Raw genomic sequence first — 22,332 nt, 5'->3', positions numbered from 1 at the left:
CACAAGGAGGTGCCCAGACATGACCACCCACAGAATCCGCGTCGGCATCGACGTCGGTGGAACCTTCACCGACGCCGTGGCCGTGGACGCCACCACACTGAGCCTGCTCGGACAGGTCAAGGTCCCCACCAGTCACCATCACGAGGACGGTGTCGCGCACGGCATCGTCGAGGCGCTGGACCGGCTGCTCCAGCAGGTCGGCCGCGATCCCGCCGACGTCGCGTTCCTGGCTCACGGCACCACCCAGGCGACCAACGCCCTGCTGGAGGGTGACGTCGCCACCGTCGGCCTGATCGGCATCGGCACCGGTCCCGGCGCCGTCCTCACCCGCCGGCTCGCCGCCCTCGGCCGACTCGAACTCGCCCCGGGCAAGCGGCTTCCGCTCGCCTACGCCCATGTGGCCGACCCCGACGACACGAGCGCCGTACGCGCCGCGGTCGAGCAGGTCACGGCGGCCGGGGCCGAAGTACTCGTCGCCACCGAGCCGTTCGCCGTGGACCGGCCCGAAGGAGAGCGGTCCGTCCTGGAGGCCGCCCGCCCCGCCGGCCTCCCGATGACGGCCGCGCACGAGATCACCTCGCTGTACGGGCTGCACAAGCGGACCCGTACCGCCGTCGTCAACGCGGCCATCCTGCCGCGCATGCTGGCCACCGCCGATCTCGTCGACGCGTCCATCACCAAGGCGGGCATCACCGCGCCGCTCATGGTCATGCGCTGCGACGGCGGGGTCATGGCGCTCGACGAGATGCGCCGACGCCCGCTGCTGACCGTGCTGTCGGGCCCGGCGGCCGGAGTCGCCGGGGCTCTGATGCAGGAACGGATCAGCGAGGGCGTCTTCCTCGAAACCGGCGGCACCTCCACCGACATCAGCGTCGTACGCCGGGGCAGGGTCGCCGTCCGGCACGCCACGATGCTCGGCAAGAGCTCGTACCTCAACGCCCTCGACGTCCGCACGGTCGGTGTCGGCGGCGGCTCGATGGTCCGCGTCGGCCTGACCCGGGACGATCAGGCCCAAGGCAGCCAGGGGCGTGGCGGCCGAGCCCGCGTCACCGCCGTCGGACCGCGCAGCGCCCATATCGCGGGGCTGCCCTACGCCTGCTTCGCCGACCCGGACGAACTGCGCGACGCCACCCTGTCCACCGTGCGTCCGATGCCCGACGACCCGGCCGACTACGCCGTTCTGGACGCGGCGGGCGGACGGTACGCCCTCACCATGACCTGCGCCGCCAACGCGCTCGGCCGTGTCCCGGAAGGGGACTTCGCGCGCTGCGACCAGCAGGTGGCGAAGGCCGCGATCGCCCCGCTCGCCGCCGCCCTGGGCGTGGACGTGCCGACGGCCGCCGCCCGCATCCTCGACGCGGGCGCCGAGCAGGTGAAGTCGGTGGTGGAGCGCATCGTGCGCGACTACCGGCTCGACGCCGACACAGCGGTCCTCGTCGGCGGCGGGGGAGGAGCCGCCACCGTCACCCCGCACCTCGCGGTGCTCACCGGCATGGAGGGCAGGATCGCCCGGCACAACGAGGTCATCAGCCCGATCGGCGTGGCGCTCGCCCTGGTGCGCGAGCAGATCGAGCGGATCATCCCCGGCGCCACTCAGGAGCAGATCCTCGCCGTACGAGCCGAGGCCGAACAGGCCGTGGTCGCCCAGGGCGCCGCCGCCGACGGGGTCGAGGTCGAGGTGACCGTCGACCCGCAGACCAGCACCGTCCGCGCCATCGCAACCGGCGCCACGGAACTGCGTACCCAGGACCGTTCCCACAGCGCCGACGACTCCGAACGCCTCGCCGCGGCGGCCGCCAGCCTCAAGACCGCCCCGGACCGGGTCCGCGTCCTCGCCGGCACCCCCGCCCACACGGTCTACGGCACCGAGGTGCGCCGTCGGCTGCGGGCACCCCGGCACCCCGTACGCGTCGTGGACGCCGACGGTGTCGTACGGCTGCACGCCTGGGACGCGCAGGTGACCGCCACCACCGTGGGGGCCGCCCCCGAACTGCTGAGCAACCTCGTCCGCGAGGCGACATCGTACGGGGACGGCGGTGTCCGGGCGCCCGCGCTGCGGCTGCTGCTCGGGTCCCGTATCGCCGACCTCTCCGGAGTCCTCGACCCGCAGCCGCTGCTGGCCCTGGCCCGCAGCGAGATGCGGGACCGGGCCGCCGACGAGCCCGTGGTGGCCGTGGTGGAGGTGCGGTCATGAACCGCGCCGTCGGTGCCACCGCGGACCCAGCCGCCCACCAGGCCACCGACGACCTCGATCTCGCGGTACGGCTGCTCGCCGGCACGCCCACCCACGAAGGCCGCGATCCCGCCCTCCTGCGCCGCTGGGCCGAGGCCGCCGACGCGTTCGGCGCGGCCCTCGAACCCGGACCGTGCCGCGCCCGGATCGTGGAGCGCGACGACGGGCTCGAAGAGCTGCTGCTGGCCCGCTACACCTCGCGTCCCGCCACCGTCGAGATCTGCGTCGACACCGTCGACCGCGCCGAGCGGCTGATCGACGAACTGGGCTGGCGCTCCTGGTATCCCGTGGGATCCGTGCGCGCCGCGGCCCTCGCCCATGAGACCGCGCACGAGCACTTCCACCACAAGGAGACGCGGACCGCGCTCAAGGAGGCGATCGGGCACACCGCGCTGCGGCTCGGCCGCTTCCGGGTCCTCGCCCATGTCGCGGGGGCCGAGGAGATCGCCGCCCACGCATACGCCCGTACCGTCTGCGGACTCGGCCGCAGCCCCCTCCTGCTGACCGCCGCGCTGGCCGCCGCGGTCGGCGCGCCAAGAAGAGAGAACTGAGCCATGGGTGTCGTCATCCTGCTCGTCATGGCCGCGGGTGTCGCCGCCATGCTCACCCGCAAACTGCCCACGGCGTTCGCGCTCGTCATCCTCGCCGTCGTCATCGCCTTCGCCGCCGGCGCACCGCTGACCGGCGAGAACAGCGTCCTGGACACGGTTCTCCAGGAGGGCGCGCCCGCGCTGGCCGCCACCATGATCGCCATCGTGCTGGGTTCGTGGCTGGGCAAGCTCCTGGAGGAGACGGGGGTCGCCGCCACCCTCGTACGCAAGATCGTCGAGTTCGGCGGTGACCGCCCGGTCGTCGTGGCGCTCGGTGTCCTCGCGGTCTCCGCGCTCGTGGGCACCGTCACCGGTTCCGCGCCCGCCGCGATGCTCGCGGGTCTCATCGGCATCCCCGCGATGATCGCGGTGGGTATCCCGAAGGTGACCGCCGCCGGCACCATCCTGATGGGCATCGCCGTCGGCATCCCCTTCGAACTGCCGCTGTGGCAGTTCTTCTCGACCGCTCTGGAACTGCCCGTACCGACCGTCCGCGGCTTCATGGTGAAGCTGTTCCCGTTCGCCCTGGTGGCCGCGGTCCTGTACGTGTTCGTCGAGTCGCGGCGGCGGGGCGTCGAGCACACCTGGTCCCTCAAGTCGCTGCTGGACAAGCCCCGTTCACCGAGCCGTCGGCAGCGCCTCGGTGACGCCCCGTGGTACGCGCTGCTCACGCCGACGGTGCCGCTGATCCTCGCCCTGGGCTTCGAACTCGCCATCATCCCCTCCCTGTTGGCGGGCGTCCTGTACGCGCTGGTCACCACCACCCGCCCCCGCGAGATGAACAAGCGGCTGCTGCGCACCCTGTACGGCGGATTCGAGATCGCCGCCCCGCCGATCGCCCTGTTCATCGCCATCGGCATCCTGCTGGCCGCGGTGAAACTCCCGGGCGCGGTCGAGGCACTCGAACCGCTCGTGAAGGCGGTCAGCCCGCAGAACGCCGTGCTCTTCGTGGGTGTCTTCACCCTGCTCGTGCCGCTGTGCCTGTACCGCGGGCCGCTGAACGTGTTCGGGCTGGGTGCCGGTATCGCCGGTGTCCTCATCTCCACCGGGATCTATCCGGCCGCGGTCGTCCTCGGCATGGCCACCTCGTACAACCAGGTCTTCGGCGTCGCCGACCCCACCAGCACCCAGACCGTGTGGGCCGCCCAGTACGCGGGCGTCTCCCCGCAGCAGGTCATGGTGCGCACCTTGCCGTACGTGTGGGCCGTCGCGCTCGGCGGGCTGTGCGTCACCGCCGCCACCTACCTCTGACCGATCTCCGAGCACCCCGCTTCTCCTCCTGGAGTCGACCATGAATGAGCCGCGCCCCGCCCGTCGTCTGTTCCTGCGTGCCGGTGCCGCCACCGGCGCCGCCCTGACCGTGGGTGGGCTCGCCGCCCCGGCGGCGTCCGCCCTCACCGCGGACGGGGCCGCCGCTCCGGCCGCAGCCGCCGCACCCGGCGGATTCCCCGACTACAGTTACGTCCGCACCCTGCTCACCCCGTCCCAGCTGAAGTACAACCCGACGGGCGAGATCATCTTCCCGTGCATCCGGGGCACGGCCGGCCGCCTCTCCAACCCGCTGGGCAGGTACTACCTGTACTACGGACCGCATGACGCGCCCGGCGGTATCTGCCTGGCCTACGGCGACTCCCTGGAAGGCCCGTTCACGGAGTACCCGAACAACCCGATCGTCTCGAACAACTGGCAGCCGCACTACAAGGTCAGTCATGTCGCGTCCGCGCACGTGATGTGGATCGAGAGCTCCAAGGAAATGTGGATGTACTTCCACGGGGAGAACACGACGACGCGGCTGGCCCGCTCCAAGGACGGCATCAACTTCACCTACGACAAGGTCGTCCTGTCCACGTCCATGCTGCCCAGCGGCACGACCGAGACGTCGTACGCCCGGGTCTTCCCGCACGAACTGCCGTCTCGTGGAGCCCACTTCGTGATGGTGTTCATGCTGAACAACACCTCCGACCACCGTGACATCCACTGGGGCTGGTCGGCCGACGGACGCAACTGGACCTTCGACCAGCAACCGCTCGTCCGGCACACCGACGTCGGAGCCGTCAACGTCGGCGGCCCCCACCTGCTGTACCGCAACAACAGCACGTACGTCGTCTACAACAAGGACAAGGCGAGCGGCGGCGACATGATGATCACCGAGGTCGGCAACGACTTCAGCAAGCGCACGCACCTCGGTGTCTTCTACGACTCCCGCAGCGCCGCGCCGGAGAACGGCCGGGCCGCCGCCCCCTCGTTCGGTACGGACGGCGGTGTCCCGTACATGGTCTACGAGGCGGGGGAGCGGCTCGCGGGTTCCATCGCGATGGCCCGCGGCTGACGTTCCGCACCTCTGCCGCACCCGTACCGCGCACCTCGGCCGGCCAGAACCGGTGGATGTTGGTCTAGACCTTGACGTGTTCGCCTCATGGGAGCACTCTGAGAGCGCTCTCATGAGGATCCGAACGGTCCGCTTCCATTTGGTAGGAGGACGAGCGTGCTAGCCATGCGAAAAATGCTGGTGCCCCTGGTCGCCGCGGCGGCCGTCGCCACGGGACTCACGACAGTGGGACCCGTCGCCCGCGCCGAGGCCGCGGTGCCCACGACCATCCCGCTCGAACTGAAGAACAACTCCGGGCGCGGCGACCAGGTCTACGTCTACGTCATCGGGACCCTGCTCTCGACCGGCCAGCAGGGGTGGGCCGACGCGAACGGCACGTTCCACGCCTGGCCCGCGGGCGGCAACCCGCCGACCCCGGCGCCCGACGCGTCGATCGCCGGACCGGCCAACGGCCAGACCAAGACGGTCCGTATGCCGAAGTTCTCCGGCCGGGTCTACTTCTCGTACGGCCAGAAGCTGGTCTTCAAGCTGACCACCGGCGGCCTCGTGCAGCCCGCGGTGCAGAACCCGTCCGACCCGAACGCGAACATCCTCTTCAACTGGACCGAGTACACCCTGAACGACGGCGGGCTGTGGATCAACAGCACGCAGGTCGACATGTTCTCGGCTCCGTACGCGGTCGGGGTCAAGAACACCACGGGCACGGTCAAGAACACCGGACACCTGAAGGCCGGCGGCTACAACGCCTTCTTCAACTCCCTGCGGAGCCAGTCCGGTGGCTGGGCCAACCTCATCAGGACCCGCTCCGACGGCACCGTCCTGCGTGCGCTCGCACCCGGCCACGGCATCGAGGCCGGCGCCCTGCCGAGCACCGTCATGAACGACTACATCAACCGGGTGTGGACCAAGTACGCGAGCTCCACGCTGACGGTGACACCGTTCGCGGACCAGGCCGGCACCAAGTACTACGGCAGGGTCTCCGGCAACGTCATGAACTTCACCAACAGCGCCGGCGCGGTCGTCACCTCGTTCCAGAAGCCGGACTCGGACAGCGTCTTCGGTTGCTACAAGTACCTGGACGCGCCGAACGACCTCGTCCGCGGCCCGATCTCCCGCACCCTGTGCGCGGGCTACAACCGCTCCACGCTCCTCACCAACTCCAACCAGCCCGACAGCGGTTCGGCCGGCTTCTACCAGGACGCGGTGACCAACCACTACGCCAAGAAGATCCACGAGCAGATGGCCGACGGCAAGGCCTACGGCTTCGCGTTCGACGACGTCGGTGCGCACGAGTCGCTGGTCAACGACGGCAACCCGCAGACGGCGTACATCACGCTCGACCCGTTCAGCTGAGGGACTCGACCCGTTCAGCCGAGACGCCGACGGAGCCGAGCGCGGGCGGTGAACGGCCCGAACGCCTCCTCCGTATCCCTGGTGGACACCTGCCCGCTCGCGCGGGACCAGCACGGATACGGAGAGGCACGTGCCACAGCAGCGACAGCAGCCACAGCGAGGACGTAACGGCCGCCCCCTCGTCGTCGCCCGCGCGGTGCGCGGCGTCGCCCTGGTCGGCGGCCTGGCCCTGCTGCCGCTGGCCACGGCGTGCGGCGGGGACGCGGACAAGAGCGCGGAGAACAGGTCGGCGCGGACCTCCGCCATGTCCGCACCCTCCGCCGGCGTGGTGGCACCGGCGAAGGTCGAGGTGATCGCCGGTCTGACCGGCTGCAAGGTCAAGATCCGGACCGACGCGGACGAACTGCGCGAGGGCGTTTGCGACACCGCCGACGGCGAATACCTCATCACCACCTTTCCCGCCGAGAAGTACAAGCTGACCTGGCTCGACAGCGCCTCCCTGTACGGAGGCAAGTACCTCGTCGGCCCGCAGTGGGCCATCAGCGCGAAGCCGAAGACGCTGGAAACGCTGCGCGTGAAGGTCGGCGGGACCATTGAGGACCTGGATGCCGCGCGCACGGCGGCGCCCGGCCCCAAAGCCTCGTAACAAGAGGCATTCCTCCGGGTCGATACGCATGGGTAGCCGGTGAATGGGAATTCACCGGCTAACGGAATGGGTTGGTGAACAGCCATTCATCCGCTAGGTTGAATGGCTGTTCACCTTGCCATGTCTCGCGCTCGGGGAAGTGCCATGCAGGATCCGACACCCAAGGGGCCCGCCCACGCCAGGGGTTCCGAGTCCCTGGAGGGGCTGCGCGCCCGTCTGACGGTCCCGGTCCTCGCGTACGGCGGAATCCTGATGGCGGTGATGCAGACCGCCGTCGTACCGCTGCTCCCCGACCTGCCGCGGCTGACCGGATCATCCGCCGCCGCCGTGTCGTGGACCGTCACCGCCACGCTGCTCGCGGGCGCGGTGCTGACCCCGGTGCTCGGCCGGGCCGGGGACATGTACGGCAAGAAGCGCGTCCTGCTCCTCGCTCTCTCGCTGATGACGGCCGGGTCGGTGCTGTGCGCGCTGACCTCGGACATCCGGGTGCTCATCGCGGCGCGGGCGCTCCAGGGAGCCGCCGCGGCCGTGGTGCCCCTGTCGATCAGCATCCTGCGTGACGTGCTGCCGCCCGAGCGGACCGTCTCCGCCGTCGCCCTGATGAGTTCCACGGTCGGCATCGGCGCGGCGCTCGGCCTGCCGCTCGCGGCACTCATCGTGCAGTACGCGGACTGGCACACCATGTTCTGGGTGTCGGCCGCGCTGGGCGCGGCGGGGCTGGCACTGGCCGCGTGGACGGTGGACGAGTCGGCCGTACGGCACCCGGGCAGGTTCGACACACTCGGCGCGTTCGGCCTGGCCACGGTCCTGGTCTGTCTGCTCATGGCGGTCTCGCAGGGCGGTGAATGGGGGTGGGCGAGTGTGCCGGTGATCGCGCTGTTCGCGGGCTTCGCGGTCACCCTGGCCCTGTGGTGGTGGCAGCAGTTGCGCGCCGAACGGCCGTTGGTCGACCTCAGGCTCGCCGCCCGGCCGCGCGTGGCGCTGCCGCACCTGACCGCCCTGCTCGTCGGATTCTCCTTCTACGCCAACTCCCTGGTCACCGCCCAGCTCGTACAGGCACCCAAGGGCACCGGGTACGGACTCGGGCTGTCGATCGTCGGCGCCGGACTGTGCCTGCTGCCCAGCGGTGTGATCATGCTGTTCCTGTCACCGGTCTCCGCCCGTATCTCGTTGTCGCGCGGCCCCCGCGTGACGCTCGCCCTGGGCGCCGTCGTCATCGCGTGCGGGTACGGCATACGCATCGTGGACAGCCGCGACCTGTGGGTGATCATCCTCGGTGGAGCCATCGTGTCGGCGGGCACGGCTCTCGCCTACTCGGCCCTGCCCACGCTGATCCTGGGCGCCGTGCCCGCCGCCCAGACCGGCTCCGCGAGCGGCGTCAACGTGCTGATGCGGACCATCGGCCAGGCCGTGTGCAGTGCCGCCGTGGCCGCCGTACTGGTGCATCACATCAGCCCGGTCGGCGGACTGCTCCTGCCCAGCCTGCGGGGCTACCTGCTGGCCTTCGCGATGGCCGGGGCGGTCGCACTGGCAGGATGCGCGATGGCCCTGGCGATACCGGGGAGCGGGAGCGGTGAGCGCGAGAGGACCGGCCCGTCGTCGCGCCGGCGGCGCGGCGGACAGGCCGCGGGAAAGCTGCTGGAGGGAGCAGGAGAAGCATGAGGTCCGTGCAGTCGGTGAAATCGGTGAGATCGGTGAAGTCCTCGCAGGCCTCGAAGTCCTCGCAGTCCTTCGAGAGGTCCACCGGGAAGGCGCCCGGGGAGTCCGCGGGGAAGCCCTCCGACGCCGGGCCGGACCGGGGCACCGCCGTGAAGGGGTCCCCGGCCGCGATGCCGAGCACGGCGCCGGCCCCGGCGGACAGCGGCAGCCCTGGCCGTCGGGACGCCGAGGCCACCAGGGCGGCGATCCTGCGCGCGGCCCGCCACCTCCTCGCGCGACACGCCCACGGGGACATCACGCTCAAGGCCGTGGCCGAACGGGCCGGTGTCAGCCCTCCCCTGATCATGAAGTACTTCGGCAACAAGGAAGCGCTCTTCGCGCGGGTGATGTCCTTCGAGGAGGACGCCGCCGTCCTGCTGGCCGCGCCGCTGGCGGACCTCGGGCATCACATGGTCCGCCACGTCCTCGTCAGCCAGAGCGAACGCGGCGCCGACCCGTTGCTGCGGATCGTCTTCGCCCCGCTCCAGGGCACACAGGGAGACACGCTCCGTGCCAACTTCCGTACCCAGGTGAGCGACCGGCTCGCCCTGCGCCTCGACGGGCCCGACGCGGGCCTGCGCGCCGAACTCGCCGTGAGCATGCTGCTCGGCCTCGGCGTGATGTACGGCATCGCGCGGGGCGGCGAACTGCGCGCGGCACCGCTCGACGCCGTCGTGGAACGGTACGCGCCCGCTGTGCAGGCGCACCTGACACCGTGAGCCGGCGACAGGGCCGGCCGATCGGGAAGACACCCCGGCACGTCAGCCCTGTCGACCGGACGAACACCGTCAGCCCGTGTGGACCTTCAACGCCGTCCTGACGGCGGACTCCAGGGCGCCCTCGATCCAGGCGGGCTTGATGGACGTGTGGCACCCCGCGAAATGAATGGGCCCTTCCGAGGCGGGGATGTCCGGGAAGAGTTCCGTGTGCTGGCCCGGAAAGAGGACCGAGGCCTCACCGTAGGCGTAGTGGTCGCGCATCCACGACTGGGTCTTGCACTTGGTCGTGAAGAACACCTCGCAGCGCCGCCCGAAGACCGCCTGCACCCCGGCGAGCGCGCGCAGATACCGCTCCTCGTCGGCGTACGCGTCCCACTTCAGGGCGTCGTCGGACCAGCTGTAGGAGGCGAGGACGACGCCTCCGTCGCTGCCCTCCATCGGATGGGCGTGTTCGAAGAACATGAACCGGTTGGCGTTGTCGCTCACCGAGCCGCCACCGCGGACATGCGCGGCCTCGGGGTCGTCGAGCACGGCGGGCCGGAAGGCACTGAAACACTCCCTGAGGTCGCCGGGGACGGTCACCCCCAGGTCCCGTACGCTCCGATGCGCGCCGAGGTGCCTGCCGTCCCTGACCTGGCCCTTCTTGTACCGGGTGTACAGGTCGTCCTCGATGGAGTTCAGCGCCGCTTCCCACTGCTCCTCGGTGAACTCCCACCAACGCTGTGAGAACTCCAGCAGCACCTTGGTCGCCGCGTCGTAGTGCAGCTCGGTGATGGCCCGGCGCTTGCCGTAGGTCAGCGGCGGGTCGAAGGCCACATGGCGCAGTCCGGAAAAGGGCACGGTGACGATCACCTCGTCGCCTTCGAACACCTCCGTGGCGCCCCCCTTGCCGGTCTGGCAGTCCTCGGACACGGTGTGCACCCGCACCTTGCCGCCGCCGCGCTCGACGCGTACGGCACGCCTGTCGAGCCGTACCTTGCCCTTCACCGGCGCGTACAGCGCGTCGACGAGCTTCGCGGTACCGCCCTTGAGCTCCCAGAACTTCGTCTTGGGGTGGATCAGCGCGCTGCCCAGGAAGCTGTGCAGGAAGGACAGATGGAGCCTTGAGGTCAGGTTCTGGACGGTGCCGACGAGGTCGATGGTCCTGGTGTCGAGAGCGGCGACCTCGGTGAGGTAGCGGTACATGGACCAGTGGCCGTACCGCTTGAGGACCTTGACCCATCCCTCGACGAGAGCCGTGCCCTCCTTGTCGCGGATCAGCAGGTGCGCGGGTTCGAGGGCGTCCGTGAGGATGGCGGCGGCGGTCTTCGTACGGTTGGGGCCCGTGATGCCGAAGGTGTCATTGATCTTCGTCGGGTCCGCCTCGTAATCGGCCCGGCGCATGTGGACGCCGTTGATGTGCATCCAGGTGCGGTTGGCCCGCTTGGTCGGGTTGTCGACCTCCACGTCCACCAGCAGGAACTCCTGGCGTGCGAGGTGGAACTTGTCGATCAGCGCCATGAGGAGCGGGTGGCTCTCGGGCAGCCGCATCGCCCCGGCCTCGGCGTACTGGTTGGGGTCGGCGAAGGGCTGCTCGCCGTTCTCGTGGCCGCCCTTGCGGAAGGTCTTGATCCGGCCGCCGACGCGGTTGTCGTTGGCCTCGATGACGACGACGTCGTGGCCCACCCGGTTGAGCAGATCGGCGGCGAGCAGACCGGCCGGCCCGGCCCCGACGATCAGAACCCGCTTGGACGCCTTGGCCCCGCTCGACGGCAGACCGCTCTCGATGGCCTTCAAGTAGGACGGGACAAGGGACTTGTCGTCCTTGTCGAAGACGACGATGGCGCGGGCGACCGTGGTGTACGCCGCGGGATCGGTGCCGGGCGGCACCGCTGCCGGCGCCGTCGAGGGTGCGATGACAGGGCTCAGCGCGGTGGCGGGAGCGGCCGCGGCCGCGGTGAGCCCGGCGGCAAGGACCGTGGCACCGGTCACCGTGACCACCGAACGCCGGGTCGGCGGCGCGCTGTTGACGTCGGGCAAACCTGAAGTGGTCACGTCCGAGGTAGCCAGGTCCGCAGTGGTCAGGTCCGGAGTGTTCATGTCGTGTGTACTCATCAAGATCATGCTTGGCGCACGACCGGCGCGGAACCAGAGCATTCACACGGACGGGGAGCTCAAACCACTCGTTCCGTCATTTGATGAGCCCCTGGTCAACGCCTTTGTAAGAACCGGACGTTCACCCTGGAAGCTGGGGCGACGCCCTCGGGGCCACCGGGCCGCGGGGGCGCCGAGGGAGTCACCTTTCCGCAGCAGCGTTCAGTACCCGGAGGGCTCGGTCCGCTCGGGCCCGGAGTCGACCCGGGGATCGACGGTCATCAGCAGTGTTCTGGGGCGTACGGTGGCCCGGGCCACCGGCCGGACGATCTGGCCGGGCGCCAGGGCGAACCGCACCTCGCGCGTGATCGTCGCGATCGCGGTGATCAGCTCGGTGAGCGCGAACCGGTCGCCGATGCACTTGTGTCTGCCCGCCCCGAAGGGCAGGAACGCCCCTGCGGGCAGCCGGGCCTGCGCGTCGTCCAGCCAGCGGTCGGGGTCGAAGTCGAGGGGGTCGGAGAAGAGTTCCGGATCGCGGTGCAGGGCGTGCTGGCAGTAGGCCAGCTCCGTACCGGCCGGCACGGTCCACTTCCCGAGGCGGGTGTCCGTGACCGTGCGACGGGTGACGAGCCATCCGGTGTGGTGGAGCCGCAGGGTCTCGGTGATGACGCGGTTGAGGTAGGGGAGCCGCATGACGTCGTCGAAGGTGACCGGCCGCTGACCCAGTACGTCCGCCAGTTCGGCCTGGACGCGGGCCTCGACGGCTGGGTCGCGGGCGAGTTCGTACAGGACCCAGGACAGTACGGATGCCGTCGTCTCTGTTCCGGCCACGGCGAGTGTGAGGATCTCGGAGCAGATCTGGTCCCGGGTGAGGGGTTCGCCGGTCTCCTCGTCCCGGGCGCGCAGCAGCATCGACAGCATGTCGCCGGTGTCGTGGCCGGAGGTCCGCAGTGCGTCGAGCGCTTCGCCGATGGTGGCGCGTACGGCGTCACGGGCTTCGTCGAAGCGGCGGTTGAACGGCAGTGGCAGCCGTTCGGCCCAGTCGGGGAGCATGACGCGCGCTCCGACACCGTTCATGACCACGGACAGATCACTGCGCAGTCGCAGGAACGTTTCTTCATCGAGGCTGCCTGAGAAAACGGTCTTGGCGAGCATGTCGAGGGAGAGCTTGACCATCGCCTCGCGGACGTCGATGACCTCGCCGGGCCGCCAGCGGGAGACAACCGCCTCGGCTTCGTCGCGCATGGTGTCGACGTACCGGGCGATCTCGGTGTGGGTGAACGCCGGCTGCAACTGTCGCCGCTTGCGGACGTGTTCCTGGCCGGCCGCGGTGACCACGCTGTCACCCAGGAGCTGGCCCATCTTCTCGAAGAACCGGCCCTTGTCGAGGCTGGGGCCGAGGTCCACCAGCATGGTGCGGATCAGTGCGGGGTCCTGGACGACGAGGGTTCGGGTGCCGGGCTGAAGGGTGATCTCGACCACGGGACCGTATGTCTCGCGGAGTGAGGCGATGAAGCCGAGGTTGTCGCGCATGAGCTGTATCGCGTGGCCCAGCAGCGGGAGGGAGCCCGCCGCTCTGGGAATGGGTGGAGGCGTGGCGACCGTCACTTGGATCAGTGCTCCTTCACAACGTTCACGGGCGCATTCATCAATGCCCAACTCGGGCTCGATTGCATTCCGGAACGCCAAGTGGTCTTTACCACGTGTGACGGGCGGCTGAGCGGGCAGGCGGCGGATCCGGGCGTCCGGCCGTCATGGCACAGCTGTGGGCCAACCACGACGACTCGTCGCGATCGGCCCACAGGTCATGCCGGGGAAAGGGTCAGTAGGACGGTACGGGCTTGGTGGCGAAGTACGGTTTGCATATGCCACCGTCCCAGTCGGTGGCGATCTCCGGCGGGCTGTTGCCGTCCGCCGATGGCAGCAGGGCCGAGCTGTAGTTGGGGCAGTAGTCGACGACCGTCGACGAGACGGTGACGGGTGCCGGGGCCTCGCGCCAAGTGCCCCTGCCGTCCGCGCTGTTGATCCAGACCGCCTTGTTGCTTGACGTCGTGCGGTGCGGAGTAGCCGTGCCTGATCCGCGGATCGGACCAGGCGGTGCCGCCGGGCTGGTTGCAGTACTCCACCAGGGCGCGGGCGGCGACAGCCCTTAGGGGTGCCCGGGCTCGTGGATGCCGGTGTAGACACAGCGCCCCATGTGCTCGACGAACGTTGGGAGGGGCATCATCTCCGGGTCGGTGACGACCAGCAGGGGCCACAGGAAGTTGCTCCGGACCCCGGCGAACACGAGGATCGTCACCGCGGAGGTCACGGGGCGCGAGATGGGCATGACGATCCGCCGGTACGTACGCAGCCAGGACGCGCCGGGGCGGTACGGGCCCCTCGACGGGCCGGTCAGCCGGCCGGGGCGCGGCGTGCCGGCATGCTAGCGTCGCGATTCTCGGCCGCTGCGACCTGGCGGGCCGCTCGACGGAGCGAAGGGAACCCGCAGGTGAACGCGCATCCCGGTGCCGCAGAAGCCGAAAGCCCGGCGGTGATCCTCTTCGACCTCGGCAACGTCCTCTGCAGTGACCCGTGGGAGTCCTTGCTGCTGACCCCGGGCACGGGGCTGGGGGACCGTCTGGGGCTCGACCGGTCCGCCGTACTGGAGGCCGGCCGACGCTGTTGGCGCACGTTCAGTGTGCGCGAGGCCGAAGAGCCGGAGTACTGGCACGAACTCTCCCGGCAACTGAGCTGCGACATCCCCGCCCAGCTGGTCAAGGAGCTGGAGGAGGAGCTGCTGGTGGCGAACCCCGCCGCCGGAGCACTGCTCGCCGCGGCGTCCGCCGACGGAGACCGACCGGTGGGCATCGCCTCCAACAACACGTCCTTCTGGTACGCGAAGCAGGCGGAACGGCTGGGCCTGGACCGGTGGATCGACCCGGGACTGGTCTTCCTCTCCTGCGGGCTCGGCATCTCCAAGAGCACACCCGGGCGCGGCCTTCTGGAGATCGCCGCGGAGCATGTCCGCCCGTCCTCCACCTTGTTCGTGGAGGACCGGGAGGCCAACCTGGCGCGTGCTCGGGCGCTGCGATTCCGCACAGTCAAGTACGCGTTCAAGTACGCGTTCGAGGACCAGTCCGGCGACGCATCCGGTCACGCGTCCGGTCACGAGTCCCGTGGCGTGTTCGGTGTGTCGGCCGTGGAGTTGTTGGACACACTCACAGGGTGACCGATCCGCCACCGCCAACTCCCGCCCCAGTCAGGGCGATTCCCGTCGCACGGCACACTACCGCCGGTCCGGGGCCCGCGGATCCCGCCGCGCTGACGGCGCTGCTCGCGGAGTACAACTCGCTGCGTACGGAGAGTCTGCAGGCGATCAGCAACCGCATCCAGATCATGAACTTCGCGTTCACCTCCCTCGCGGTCGTCACCGCCGCCATGATCACCTCCGATCTGCCCAGGGGCGTCCTGATCCCGGCCTGTCTGCTCTTCGTCCCCGGCGCGGCGAAGGCGAGCCTGCTGATCTGGCTGGGGGAGTACCACCGCTCCCAGCGGGCCGGCCAGGGCGTCGCGGCGGTCGAGCGCCGCATCAACAGTCTGTTGGGCACGGGAGATGTCCTGAGCTGGGAATCCCGGCTCGTCTCCGCCGGCACGCACATGGGCTACCCGTACATAGCCACCGCGGTGTTCATCCTCAGCACCGGCGTGCTCGCCCAGAGCCTCGGCGGCTACTTCCTGGTCGGACGGCTGGCGCCCAGCCCGACCCTCCGTGACGATCTCGCCGTCGTGGGCGGAGTGCTCCTCTATGCCGTGCTGTGCGAGACGCTCTTCCTGCGGTTCTTCATTCGCCGCTGGCGGGCGATCCGCAGCGCCACCCACAGCGGTTAGGGCCGCCCTACGGCCGTGGGGGCCTGCGCCGAACGAAGATCTCGGTGCCCGGTTGGCGTTCGGAGAAGCGGCCTGTCGGGGAGGCCGCCCGCAGCAGCCGGCGTACGTCCTCCTCGAAGTCGTCCCGGCGTGTGCCGAACAAGTGCGGGGCGGAGAACGACTTCGAGAAGACGCCCGCGACGACGTCGTCACTCGTGCGCTCCAGCGCCTGTCCGCCGGGCACGACATGCCGCTGGGGGCCGGTGAATCCCGCCCGGTCGAACACCGCCGCCTCACCGCCGGGGGTGCCGTGCGGCAGCACGCCCCGGCCGGCCCGGCGGACCGGCCCGAGACAGTCGCTCACCAGCTCTTCCAGGGCCGCGTACGGCACCGCCGGATACGGAAGGCCGTCGACGGTCCGGGTCTCCGTCTTCAGGTCGGAGATGTGCACCAGTGCTCCGCCCGGCCGGAGCATGTCCCTGACGGTGGCCGCCACCAGGTCCCGGTCCATCCAGTGGAAGGACTGCGCGAAGGCCGCGACGCTGAACGTCCCGAGACCGGCGGGCAGCTCCTCGGCACGGGCCCGCACCCACCGCGTCCTCCCGCTCACCCCGCGCGCGGCGGCCTCGCGCGTCGCCTCGGCGATCATTCCGCTGTCCGGGTCCACGCCGACGACCTCGCCGAACAGGTCCACCAGGCCCAGTGCGATGGTGCCGGGTCCGCATCCCACGTCGATGAGGCGTCCTCGCCCGTCGAGTTCCAGGATGTCGGCGAGCGCGTCCGCAAGCCCGGGGGCGTACGGGAGCCGCCCGCGCCGGTAGTAGGCAGCCGTGCCGAGGAACAGGGTGTCGTCCCACTCCCACTCCCACTCCCACTCCCGGTCGGAAGTCATGTCTGCCCTTGCCTCTCACGGAGATCACGTGCACGCCGGGCCTGCCCTGTCCGACACGCGGAACAATCGGATCAATGATTTCACGGGGCCGGTGCGGCTACCGTTCGCCGGCCCGCGCGGTGAGAGCGAAGGCCAGCAGCGCCGTCGTGGTGAAGTCCAGTGCGGGCTCCACGGTCTGCCAGGCGCCCACGTCGTCCAGGTATCGCGCACCCTTGCCGTCGAAGTCGGTCCAGGCTCCCTCCGGCGGGGCGGCCGTGCACTTCCTCATCGTGGGAAAGCTGTTCAACTCCGCCAGTCTCGCGGCGGCGTTGGGGCCGTTGACGACCCCTCCCCGCAGAATGGCGCCCTCGCCGTCGAGGCTGCCCCGGAGGTTGGCCAGCTGATGTTCCGGGCAGTGCGGATAGACCTCACCCGCGCCGATCATGAAGCTGGTTCCCCAGGCGTTGGCGCCCAGGGCCCAGCCTCGCTGCCGGCCGGCGAAGGCCGCGTACCGCGTGTCACCGGTCGCCCCGGCATAGAGACGGGCCGTGGCCACCAGCCCGAAGGTGTGCGGGACGGCGTCGAAGTCGTCGTAGACGGCACCGGCCCCGAACGGGTCGTCCCCGGCGCGGGCGACCCCGTCCTCCAACTGGCGGCGCAGATCCTCGTACAGGTCCGCCGCCGCGATCCCGTGCGCGCGGGAGCCGTCCAGGACGGTGGCCAGGTCCGCGTGGGCCAGGGCACTGACATCCGCGACGCCCAGCGTGCCCTGGACGTCGGAACGCAGATAGGCCCCGGCCCACCGGGCCGCGTCGTCGGCCCAGTCGGTAGCCCGGTCGTCCCCGAGCGCCTGTGCGGCCAAGGCCAGTTCGGCGCCGCCGAACTCCATGTCGTCCTGCCAGGAGTCCTCGGGATAGAAGTTCCCCGGGATCGCGGTGAGGGGCGGCTCGTCGGGGTCGGGGGCGGTGTCGGCAAGGGCGTAGACGGCGGCGGCCTTGCCCAGCCACTCCTCGGCCCGTTCGGGGTCCGTGGTGGCCGCGCGCTGTGCGGCGAGGGCGAAGGCCGCGGCCACCCGTCCCGCGAGACTGGCGCTGACGCCCTCGCCCGGCTCGGCCGCGCGGAAGACCGGCCGGTGCTTGATCGTGTGGTCCGGGTCGCCGGGCGACACGTCGAGCCGGTCGTCGGCCTCCGGAAGCCGCCACACGTCGTGATCCGTCCGTACGGCGTCGTTGCCCGCCCCGATGCCGACCTGCACGTAGAGGGTCTCGCTGTCGCCGTCCCACATCCTGTCCAGCCAGGCCAGCCCGTGCGAGGCCTCGTCGGACAGCTCCGTCATCCCGGGCAGGTCGCGCTGCGCGAGCAGGAGTTCGGCGACCGCGTAGGAGGTGGTGCCGGTGAACTTGAGGAAATCGCCCGCGTCGAACCAGCCGCCCGAGACGTCGACCCGCTCACCGGCCGGGGTCAGCTCCTCGTCGAGCAGCTCGGTGCCCTCCTCGTCGTACTCCGGCGGGTCGTAGACCGTCGCGTCCTGGTCGGCCAGATGAGAGGGGCCGTGCCGCAGGGCGTTTCGGGGGCCGCCGGTGAACACGTCGGCCCCGTCGCGCTGCGCCTGCAGGAAGCGGACGTTGTCGCGCACGAGCGGGGTCATCAGCTCGCGGGCTCCGGCCACCCGGAAGGCGGGCGAGCGGCCGACCGCGCTCCCGGTCAGGACGATGCGGTAGGTGCCGGGCGTGTTCAGCGCGGAGAGGTCGACGGTGCGCACCGAGGGGTACTTGGCGTTCCAGCGACCGGTGACGGCTCCGAGCCTCCCCTCCGTGACCACGTCGTCGTTCCCGGCGTCGACGACCTCGAAGCGTGCTCCCGCGAGTGCTGCCGCGGGTCCCATGACGTAGGCCCGTTTCGTCTCGCCGCGCGCGTAGCCGACCTGGTCGACCCTGATGGCCACCTCGGTCGAGGGAGACCCGTCGCCGCCGAAGGGTAGGCCGTGCAGGCTCGCGGCGAAGAGCAGGGTGCCGAGTCCCGCGGCTGCGGCGACCAGCAGCCGGGGTGTGCGCGGAAGGTTCATGCGTCCACGGGGGCGAGTAGGGCGAGGCTGGCCGCGGGCATCCCGGCGAACAGCAGCGTCATGGACCGGCGGGTGCGCCGCAGCCGGGCGACGGCGGGTGGCATGGAGGGCGAGGCCGCGGCGCCTGGCATGGAGGACATGGTTGCCGGGCGACGGAGGAGGATCACGTCCGCGCCCTCGCGGCCCGTTCCTGAGCGGTGCCGCCCGGATCGGTGCCGTCCGGCCGGTAGCCGACGCCGCGTACCGTCCCGATCGGGCGGGGCGGGCCGACCCGGCGTCGCAGCCGGCCGATCAGGACGTCCACCGCGTTGGACATCGGTTCGCTCGCCTCGTCCCGGCAGCTCTCGGTCGGCTCCGTGCGCGTCACCACCTGGCCCACGCGCAGCGGCGGGCCCCAGATCGGGATCGTCCTTCAGGTCGGGATCGTCCTCCAGGACCAGTACGCGCATGACCTGGAGCTTAGACGCTGCCGATGGCCGGTCCACGGCGGCCCCGAGATGCGTACCCGAGCGTAGGTGCGCAGGTCGGCGCCCCGTAAAGTGCGTCTCTGTCGCCCTCCCGAAACCCGTTCGTGAGACCCCTCCCGAGACCCGCCAGCCCCCCCGAATTCCGAGGTACCGAGCAGTGACCCCCGCACGACCTGGACCGCAGCCCGCCGTCACCGTCGTCGGGATCGGGGCCGACGGCTGGGAAGGCCTGCCGGACCCCTCCCGTACGGCACTTCGCGATGCCCAGGTCCTGATCGGGGGAGCGCGCCAGCTGGACCTGCTGCCCCCGGAGTGTGCCGGGGACCGGATCACCTGGCCCTCGCCCCTGCGGCCGGCCCTCCCCGGTCTTCTCGCGGCGCACACCGGCCGCCGGATCGCCGTACTGGCCAGCGGCGACCCGATGTTCTACGGCATCGGACGCGCCCTCACCGAGGTGCTCGACGAGGTGCACGACGAGGCGCATGACGAGGAACTCGGCGCACTGCGCGTCCTGCCGCACCCGTCCTCCGTCTCCCACGCCGCCGCGCGCCTCGGCTGGCCCGTGGAGGACGTCGAGGTCGTCACGCTCGTCGGTCGGCCCGCCGCGCGCCTCGCCGCCGCCCTGCACGACGGCCGACGGCTCCTCGTGCTCAGCGCGGACGCCACCACCCCCGGTGAGGTCGCCGCCCTGCTACGGGACCGCGGCTTCGGGCCCAGCCGGATGCGGGTGCTGGAACAACTCGGCGGCGCGAAGGAACGTACGACCGGCGAGGCCACGGCCGACGACTGGGCGCGTCCGGCCGGTGACCCCCTCAACATCGTCGCCGTCGAGTGCCGCCGGGCCCCGGACGCCCTGCGGCTCGGTGCCGTACCGGGGCTGCCGGACGAGGCGTACGAGCACGACGGGCAGCTCACCAAGCGGCACATTCGCGCCGCCACGCTCGGCACGCTCGCTCCCGCCCCCGGCGAGCTGCTGTGGGACATCGGCGGCGGCTCGGGTTCGATCGCGATCGAATGGATGCGTACGCACCCCTCGTGCCGGGCGGTCACCGTCGAGCGCGACCCGGTGCGGGCCGAACGCATCACCGGCAACGCGGACCGGCTCGGTGTGCCGGGGCTGCGGGTCGTCACCGGTGCCGCACCCGCCGTCCTGGCCGAACTCCCGCCGCCCGACGCCGTGTTCATCGGCGGCGGGCTCACCGCCCCCGGCCTGCTCGACGCCTGCTGGGAGGCGCTGCCCGCGGGCGGACGGCTGGTCGCCAACACCGTGACCCTGGAGTCGGAGGCACTGCTCGCCGACGCCTACCGGCGTCACGGCGGAGAACTGGTGCGGCTCGCGGTCGCGCACGCCGTGCCGGTGGGCGGTTTCACCGGGTGGCGGCAGGCGATGCCCGTCACCCAGTGGGCCGTACAGAAGCCCGCGCAGAAACCCGCACAGCAGACATCCGACGCGGCCGACGCAGCCGACGACCCCGCAGGAGCAGACAGATGACCGTGTACTTCATCGGCGCCGGACCCGGTGCCGCCGACCTGATCACGGTGCGCGGCGCCCGTACGCTCGCCGCCTGCCACGTCTGTCTGTACGCGGGCAGCCTGGTCCCGCGCGAACTGCTGGCCGAATGCCCGCCGGACGCCCGCCTGATCGACACCGCTCAGCTCAACCTGGACGAGATCATCGCCGAGACGGTCCGCGCGCACGAGGAGGGACACGACGTGGCGCGGCTGCACTCCGGGGACCCGTCGGTGTTCAGCGCGATGGCCGAGCAGATGCGACGGCTGGACGCGGCCGGGGTGCCGTACGAAGTCGTCCCCGGCGTCCCCGCCTTCGCCGCCGCTGCCGCCGCCCTGAAGCGGGAGCTGACCGTGCCGACCGTCGGCCAGACGGTCATCCTCACCCGCGTCGCCCACAGCGCCACCGCCATGCCGGAAGGGGAGGACCTGGCCACCCTCGGCCGCAGCGGCGCGCTCGTCGTGCTGCACCTCGCCGTCCGGTACGTGGACCGGGTGGTCGACGAGTTGCTTCCGCACTACGGCGCCGACTGTCCCGCCGCGGTCGTCGCCTACGCCTCCCGGCCCGACGAGCTGATCGTCCGCGGCAGGCTGGACGAGATCGCCGGGAAGGTGAAGGAGGCCGGCGTGCTGCGGACCGCCGTCATCATGGTCGGGCGGACCCTGGGCGCGGAGCAGTTCCGCGACAGCCACCTGTACTCGACCGAGCGGGACCGCCATGTCTGCTGAGCGTGCTTCCATGGCCGGGCCCGCCACCGGCTGGGACAGGCGCTCACGCCACCGTGCTGCGCCCCACCACCGTGCCCGCCCGGTCGATGCAGATCACATCGACGGCGACCGGCGCCCCGCGCAGCACGGCCAGTGCCTCGTCGCGGGCGGTCGTCGCGACCAGCTCGCCCAGCGGCACCCCGGCCGCCATGCACAGCTGGAGCGCGGCCAGACCGGTGTTGGCCCCGGCCACCTCGGCGGCCAGTGACTCGCCCGCTCCGCCGCGCCGGGCCAACTCGGCGAGAAACGTCTTGTCGACCTGGGAGCGGCCGGAGTGCAGGTCCAGATGGCCCGCGGCCAGCTTGGACAGCTTGGCGAAACCGCCGCAGATGGTCAGCCGGTCGACGGGATGCCGGCGGATGTACTTGAGCACCGCGCCCGCGAAGTCACCCATGTCGAGCAACGCTTCCTCGGGGAGCCGGTACTCGGCGACGACCGTCTGCTCCGACGTCGACCCGGTGCACCCGGCGACATGCGTACGCCCCGCCGCGCGGGCCACGTCCACGCCCCGCCGGATCGAGTCGATCCAGGCCGAGCACGAGTACGGCACCACGACGCCCGTGGTGCCGAGGATGGACAGGCCGCCCAGGATGCCGAGCCGCGGGTTCCAGGTGGAGCGGGCGATCTCCTCGCCGTGGTCGACGGAGACGGTGATCTCGACATCGCCGGTGCCGCCGTGCAGGCCCGCGACCTCGGCGACGTGCTCGCTCATCATCCGGCGGGGGACCGGGTTGACGGCGGGCTCACCGACGGCCAGCGGCAGCCCGGGACGGGTGACGGTGCCCACGCCGGGACCCGCCCGGAAAACCACCCCGGCACCCGCGGGAAGCCGCCGGACCGTGGCCCGTACCAGCGCGCCGTGCGTGACGTCGGGATCGTCACCGGCGTCCTTCACGATCCCCGCCATCGCGTACGTGTCCGTCAGCTCCTCGGCCGCGAGCGCGAACGACGGCGTCTGCCCCCTGGGCAGCGTGATGGTCACCGGGTCGGGAAACTCCCCGGTCAGCAGCGCGGTGTACGCGGCCGTCGTGGCCGCGGTCGCACAGGCGCCGGTGGTCCAGCCGGGCCGCAGCCCGGTGTGCTTGAGTTGGGCGCCACGGCCGCCCTTCGCCTCGCCGACACCGGCACCCTGCTCTTCGCTGTTCATGAACGGACCCGGATC

General features: G+C 71.1%; 20 protein-coding genes. 12 read left to right on the top strand and 8 right to left on the bottom strand.

Annotated features, from left to right (window positions below; genetic code table 11):
• Positions 1-19 precede the first annotated feature (19 nt).
• The 8 genes from ACIOKD_RS13805 (at position 20) to ACIOKD_RS13770 (ending at position 9,568) form a co-directional block, all read left to right on the top strand.
• Complete coding sequence (locus ACIOKD_RS13805; protein ID WP_402082532.1) at positions 20-2,194, top strand: hydantoinase/oxoprolinase family protein; 2,175 nt, start codon at positions 20-22, stop codon at positions 2,192-2,194.
• Positions 2,191-2,784: a hypothetical protein gene (locus ACIOKD_RS13800; protein WP_402082530.1), complete on the top strand. Its 594-nt coding sequence runs from the start codon at positions 2,191-2,193 to the stop codon at positions 2,782-2,784. Before ACIOKD_RS13805 ends, ACIOKD_RS13800 begins: the two co-directional genes overlap by 4 nt.
• A gap of 3 nt (positions 2,785-2,787) precedes the next feature.
• Positions 2,788-4,074 (top strand): transporter, encoded by a 1,287-nt coding sequence (locus ACIOKD_RS13795; protein WP_402082528.1) that lies wholly within the window; start codon positions 2,788-2,790, stop codon positions 4,072-4,074.
• A 40-nt stretch (positions 4,075-4,114) separates the two neighbouring features.
• Positions 4,115-5,152, top strand: coding sequence for a hypothetical protein (locus ACIOKD_RS13790; RefSeq protein WP_402082526.1), 1,038 nt, complete (start codon positions 4,115-4,117; stop codon positions 5,150-5,152).
• Positions 5,153-5,317: 165 nt separating this feature from the next.
• Positions 5,318-6,505 carry a glycoside hydrolase family 64 protein gene (locus ACIOKD_RS13785; protein ID WP_402082523.1) on the top strand — a complete coding sequence of 396 codons (1,188 nt, stop codon included), beginning with the start codon at positions 5,318-5,320 and terminating at the stop codon, positions 6,503-6,505.
• 130 nt (positions 6,506-6,635) lie between these two features.
• Positions 6,636-7,151 (top strand): hypothetical protein, encoded by a 516-nt coding sequence (locus tag ACIOKD_RS13780; RefSeq protein ID WP_402082521.1) that lies wholly within the window; start codon positions 6,636-6,638, stop codon positions 7,149-7,151.
• Positions 7,152-7,295: 144 nt separating this feature from the next.
• On the top strand, positions 7,296-8,813 hold the full coding sequence (locus ACIOKD_RS13775; protein WP_402082518.1) for an MFS transporter: 1,518 nt from the start codon (positions 7,296-7,298) through the stop codon (positions 8,811-8,813).
• Between the two features lie 167 nt (positions 8,814-8,980).
• On the top strand, positions 8,981-9,568 hold the full coding sequence (locus ACIOKD_RS13770) for a TetR family transcriptional regulator (protein ID WP_402082594.1): 588 nt from the start codon (positions 8,981-8,983) through the stop codon (positions 9,566-9,568).
• A 69-nt stretch (positions 9,569-9,637) separates the two neighbouring features.
• Here ACIOKD_RS13770 and ACIOKD_RS13765 read toward each other — a convergent pair whose 3' ends face one another.
• From ACIOKD_RS13765 to ACIOKD_RS13755, 3 genes are all read right to left on the bottom strand, one after another.
• Positions 9,638-11,662, bottom strand: coding sequence for an FAD-dependent oxidoreductase (locus ACIOKD_RS13765; RefSeq protein ID WP_402082516.1), 2,025 nt, complete (start codon positions 11,660-11,662; stop codon positions 9,638-9,640).
• Between the two features lie 201 nt (positions 11,663-11,863).
• Positions 11,864-13,249 (bottom strand): cytochrome P450, encoded by a 1,386-nt coding sequence (locus tag ACIOKD_RS13760; RefSeq protein WP_402082513.1) that lies wholly within the window; start codon positions 13,247-13,249, stop codon positions 11,864-11,866.
• Between the two features lie 541 nt (positions 13,250-13,790).
• Complete coding sequence (locus ACIOKD_RS13755) at positions 13,791-13,970, bottom strand: hypothetical protein (protein WP_402082511.1); 180 nt, start codon at positions 13,968-13,970, stop codon at positions 13,791-13,793.
• Positions 13,971-14,132: 162 nt separating this feature from the next.
• Between ACIOKD_RS13755 and ACIOKD_RS13750 the strand changes: the two genes are divergently transcribed.
• Together ACIOKD_RS13750 and ACIOKD_RS13745 are read left to right on the top strand one after the other, a co-directional pair.
• The gene (locus ACIOKD_RS13750) at positions 14,133-14,852 is read left to right on the top strand and encodes an HAD family hydrolase (RefSeq protein WP_402082509.1); all 720 of its coding nucleotides are present in this window, start codon (positions 14,133-14,135) and stop codon (positions 14,850-14,852) included.
• Positions 14,849-15,511 (top strand): hypothetical protein, encoded by a 663-nt coding sequence (locus ACIOKD_RS13745; RefSeq protein ID WP_402082506.1) that lies wholly within the window; start codon positions 14,849-14,851, stop codon positions 15,509-15,511. The genes ACIOKD_RS13750 and ACIOKD_RS13745 overlap by 4 nt, the downstream gene beginning before the upstream one ends.
• Before the next feature lie 7 nt (positions 15,512-15,518).
• Here ACIOKD_RS13745 and ACIOKD_RS13740 read toward each other — a convergent pair whose 3' ends face one another.
• The 4 genes from ACIOKD_RS13740 to ACIOKD_RS13725 all read right to left on the bottom strand — a co-directional run bounded on the left by ACIOKD_RS13740 (position 15,519) and on the right by ACIOKD_RS13725 (position 18,796).
• On the bottom strand, positions 15,519-16,382 hold the full coding sequence (locus tag ACIOKD_RS13740; protein WP_402082504.1) for a class I SAM-dependent methyltransferase: 864 nt from the start codon (positions 16,380-16,382) through the stop codon (positions 15,519-15,521).
• 97 nt (positions 16,383-16,479) lie between these two features.
• Positions 16,480-18,426, bottom strand: coding sequence for a glycoside hydrolase family 9 protein (locus tag ACIOKD_RS13735; RefSeq protein ID WP_402082502.1), 1,947 nt, complete (start codon positions 18,424-18,426; stop codon positions 16,480-16,482).
• Positions 18,423-18,557, bottom strand: a complete 135-nt coding sequence (locus ACIOKD_RS13730; protein WP_402082499.1) for a hypothetical protein — start codon at positions 18,555-18,557, stop codon at positions 18,423-18,425. The genes ACIOKD_RS13735 and ACIOKD_RS13730 overlap by 4 nt, the downstream gene beginning before the upstream one ends.
• A 32-nt stretch (positions 18,558-18,589) precedes the next feature.
• Positions 18,590-18,796 (bottom strand): winged helix-turn-helix domain-containing protein, encoded by a 207-nt coding sequence (locus ACIOKD_RS13725; protein WP_402082496.1) that lies wholly within the window; start codon positions 18,794-18,796, stop codon positions 18,590-18,592.
• A 254-nt stretch (positions 18,797-19,050) separates the two neighbouring features.
• Between ACIOKD_RS13725 and cbiE the strand changes: the two genes are divergently transcribed.
• Positions 19,051-20,385: a precorrin-6y C5,15-methyltransferase (decarboxylating) subunit CbiE gene (gene cbiE, locus ACIOKD_RS13720; RefSeq protein WP_402082494.1), complete on the top strand. Its 1,335-nt coding sequence runs from the start codon at positions 19,051-19,053 to the stop codon at positions 20,383-20,385.
• The gene (cobM, locus tag ACIOKD_RS13715) at positions 20,382-21,131 is read left to right on the top strand and encodes a precorrin-4 C(11)-methyltransferase (RefSeq protein ID WP_402082492.1); all 750 of its coding nucleotides are present in this window, start codon (positions 20,382-20,384) and stop codon (positions 21,129-21,131) included. The genes cbiE and cobM overlap by 4 nt, the downstream gene beginning before the upstream one ends.
• A 43-nt stretch (positions 21,132-21,174) precedes the next feature.
• On the opposite strand, the gene ACIOKD_RS13710 is transcribed toward cobM, so the two are convergent.
• Complete coding sequence (locus tag ACIOKD_RS13710; protein ID WP_402082489.1) at positions 21,175-22,317, bottom strand: cobalt-precorrin-5B (C(1))-methyltransferase; 1,143 nt, start codon at positions 22,315-22,317, stop codon at positions 21,175-21,177.
• Positions 22,318-22,332: the final 15 nt, after the last annotated feature.

It is taken from the genome of Streptomyces sp. NPDC087844, from assembly GCF_044742785.1.
In the GTDB taxonomy this organism is placed as follows: domain Bacteria; phylum Actinomycetota; class Actinomycetes; order Streptomycetales; family Streptomycetaceae; genus Streptomyces.
This window is presented reverse-complemented; position numbering and strand designations above follow the sequence as displayed.

Bases quoted from the DNA above. Each gene is read 5' to 3' on its own strand.
- ACIOKD_RS13770 (WP_402082594.1), top strand. From the start codon at position 8,981: ATGCCGAGCACGGCGCCGGCCCCGGCGGACAGCGGCAGCCCTGGCCGT.
- ACIOKD_RS13740 (WP_402082504.1), bottom strand. From the start codon at position 16,382: ATGACTTCCGACCGGGAGTGGGAGTGGGAGTGGGAGTGGGACGACACC.
- ACIOKD_RS13730 (WP_402082499.1), bottom strand. From the start codon at position 18,557: ATGCCAGGCGCCGCGGCCTCGCCCTCCATGCCACCCGCCGTCGCCCGG.
- ACIOKD_RS13790 (WP_402082526.1), top strand. From the start codon at position 4,115: ATGAATGAGCCGCGCCCCGCCCGTCGTCTGTTCCTGCGTGCCGGTGCC.
- ACIOKD_RS13735 (WP_402082502.1), bottom strand. From the start codon at position 18,426: ATGAACCTTCCGCGCACACCCCGGCTGCTGGTCGCCGCAGCCGCGGGA.
- ACIOKD_RS13710 (WP_402082489.1), bottom strand. From the start codon at position 22,317: ATGAACAGCGAAGAGCAGGGTGCCGGTGTCGGCGAGGCGAAGGGCGGC.
- ACIOKD_RS13795 (WP_402082528.1), top strand. From the start codon at position 2,788: ATGGGTGTCGTCATCCTGCTCGTCATGGCCGCGGGTGTCGCCGCCATG.
- ACIOKD_RS13775 (WP_402082518.1), top strand. From the start codon at position 7,296: ATGCAGGATCCGACACCCAAGGGGCCCGCCCACGCCAGGGGTTCCGAG.
- ACIOKD_RS13800 (WP_402082530.1), top strand. From the start codon at position 2,191: ATGAACCGCGCCGTCGGTGCCACCGCGGACCCAGCCGCCCACCAGGCC.
- ACIOKD_RS13785 (WP_402082523.1), top strand. From the start codon at position 5,318: ATGCGAAAAATGCTGGTGCCCCTGGTCGCCGCGGCGGCCGTCGCCACG.
- ACIOKD_RS13765 (WP_402082516.1), bottom strand. From the start codon at position 11,662: ATGAGTACACACGACATGAACACTCCGGACCTGACCACTGCGGACCTG.
- cobM (WP_402082492.1), top strand. From the start codon at position 20,382: ATGACCGTGTACTTCATCGGCGCCGGACCCGGTGCCGCCGACCTGATC.
- ACIOKD_RS13805 (WP_402082532.1), top strand. From the start codon at position 20: ATGACCACCCACAGAATCCGCGTCGGCATCGACGTCGGTGGAACCTTC.
- ACIOKD_RS13755 (WP_402082511.1), bottom strand. From the start codon at position 13,970: ATGCCCATCTCGCGCCCCGTGACCTCCGCGGTGACGATCCTCGTGTTC.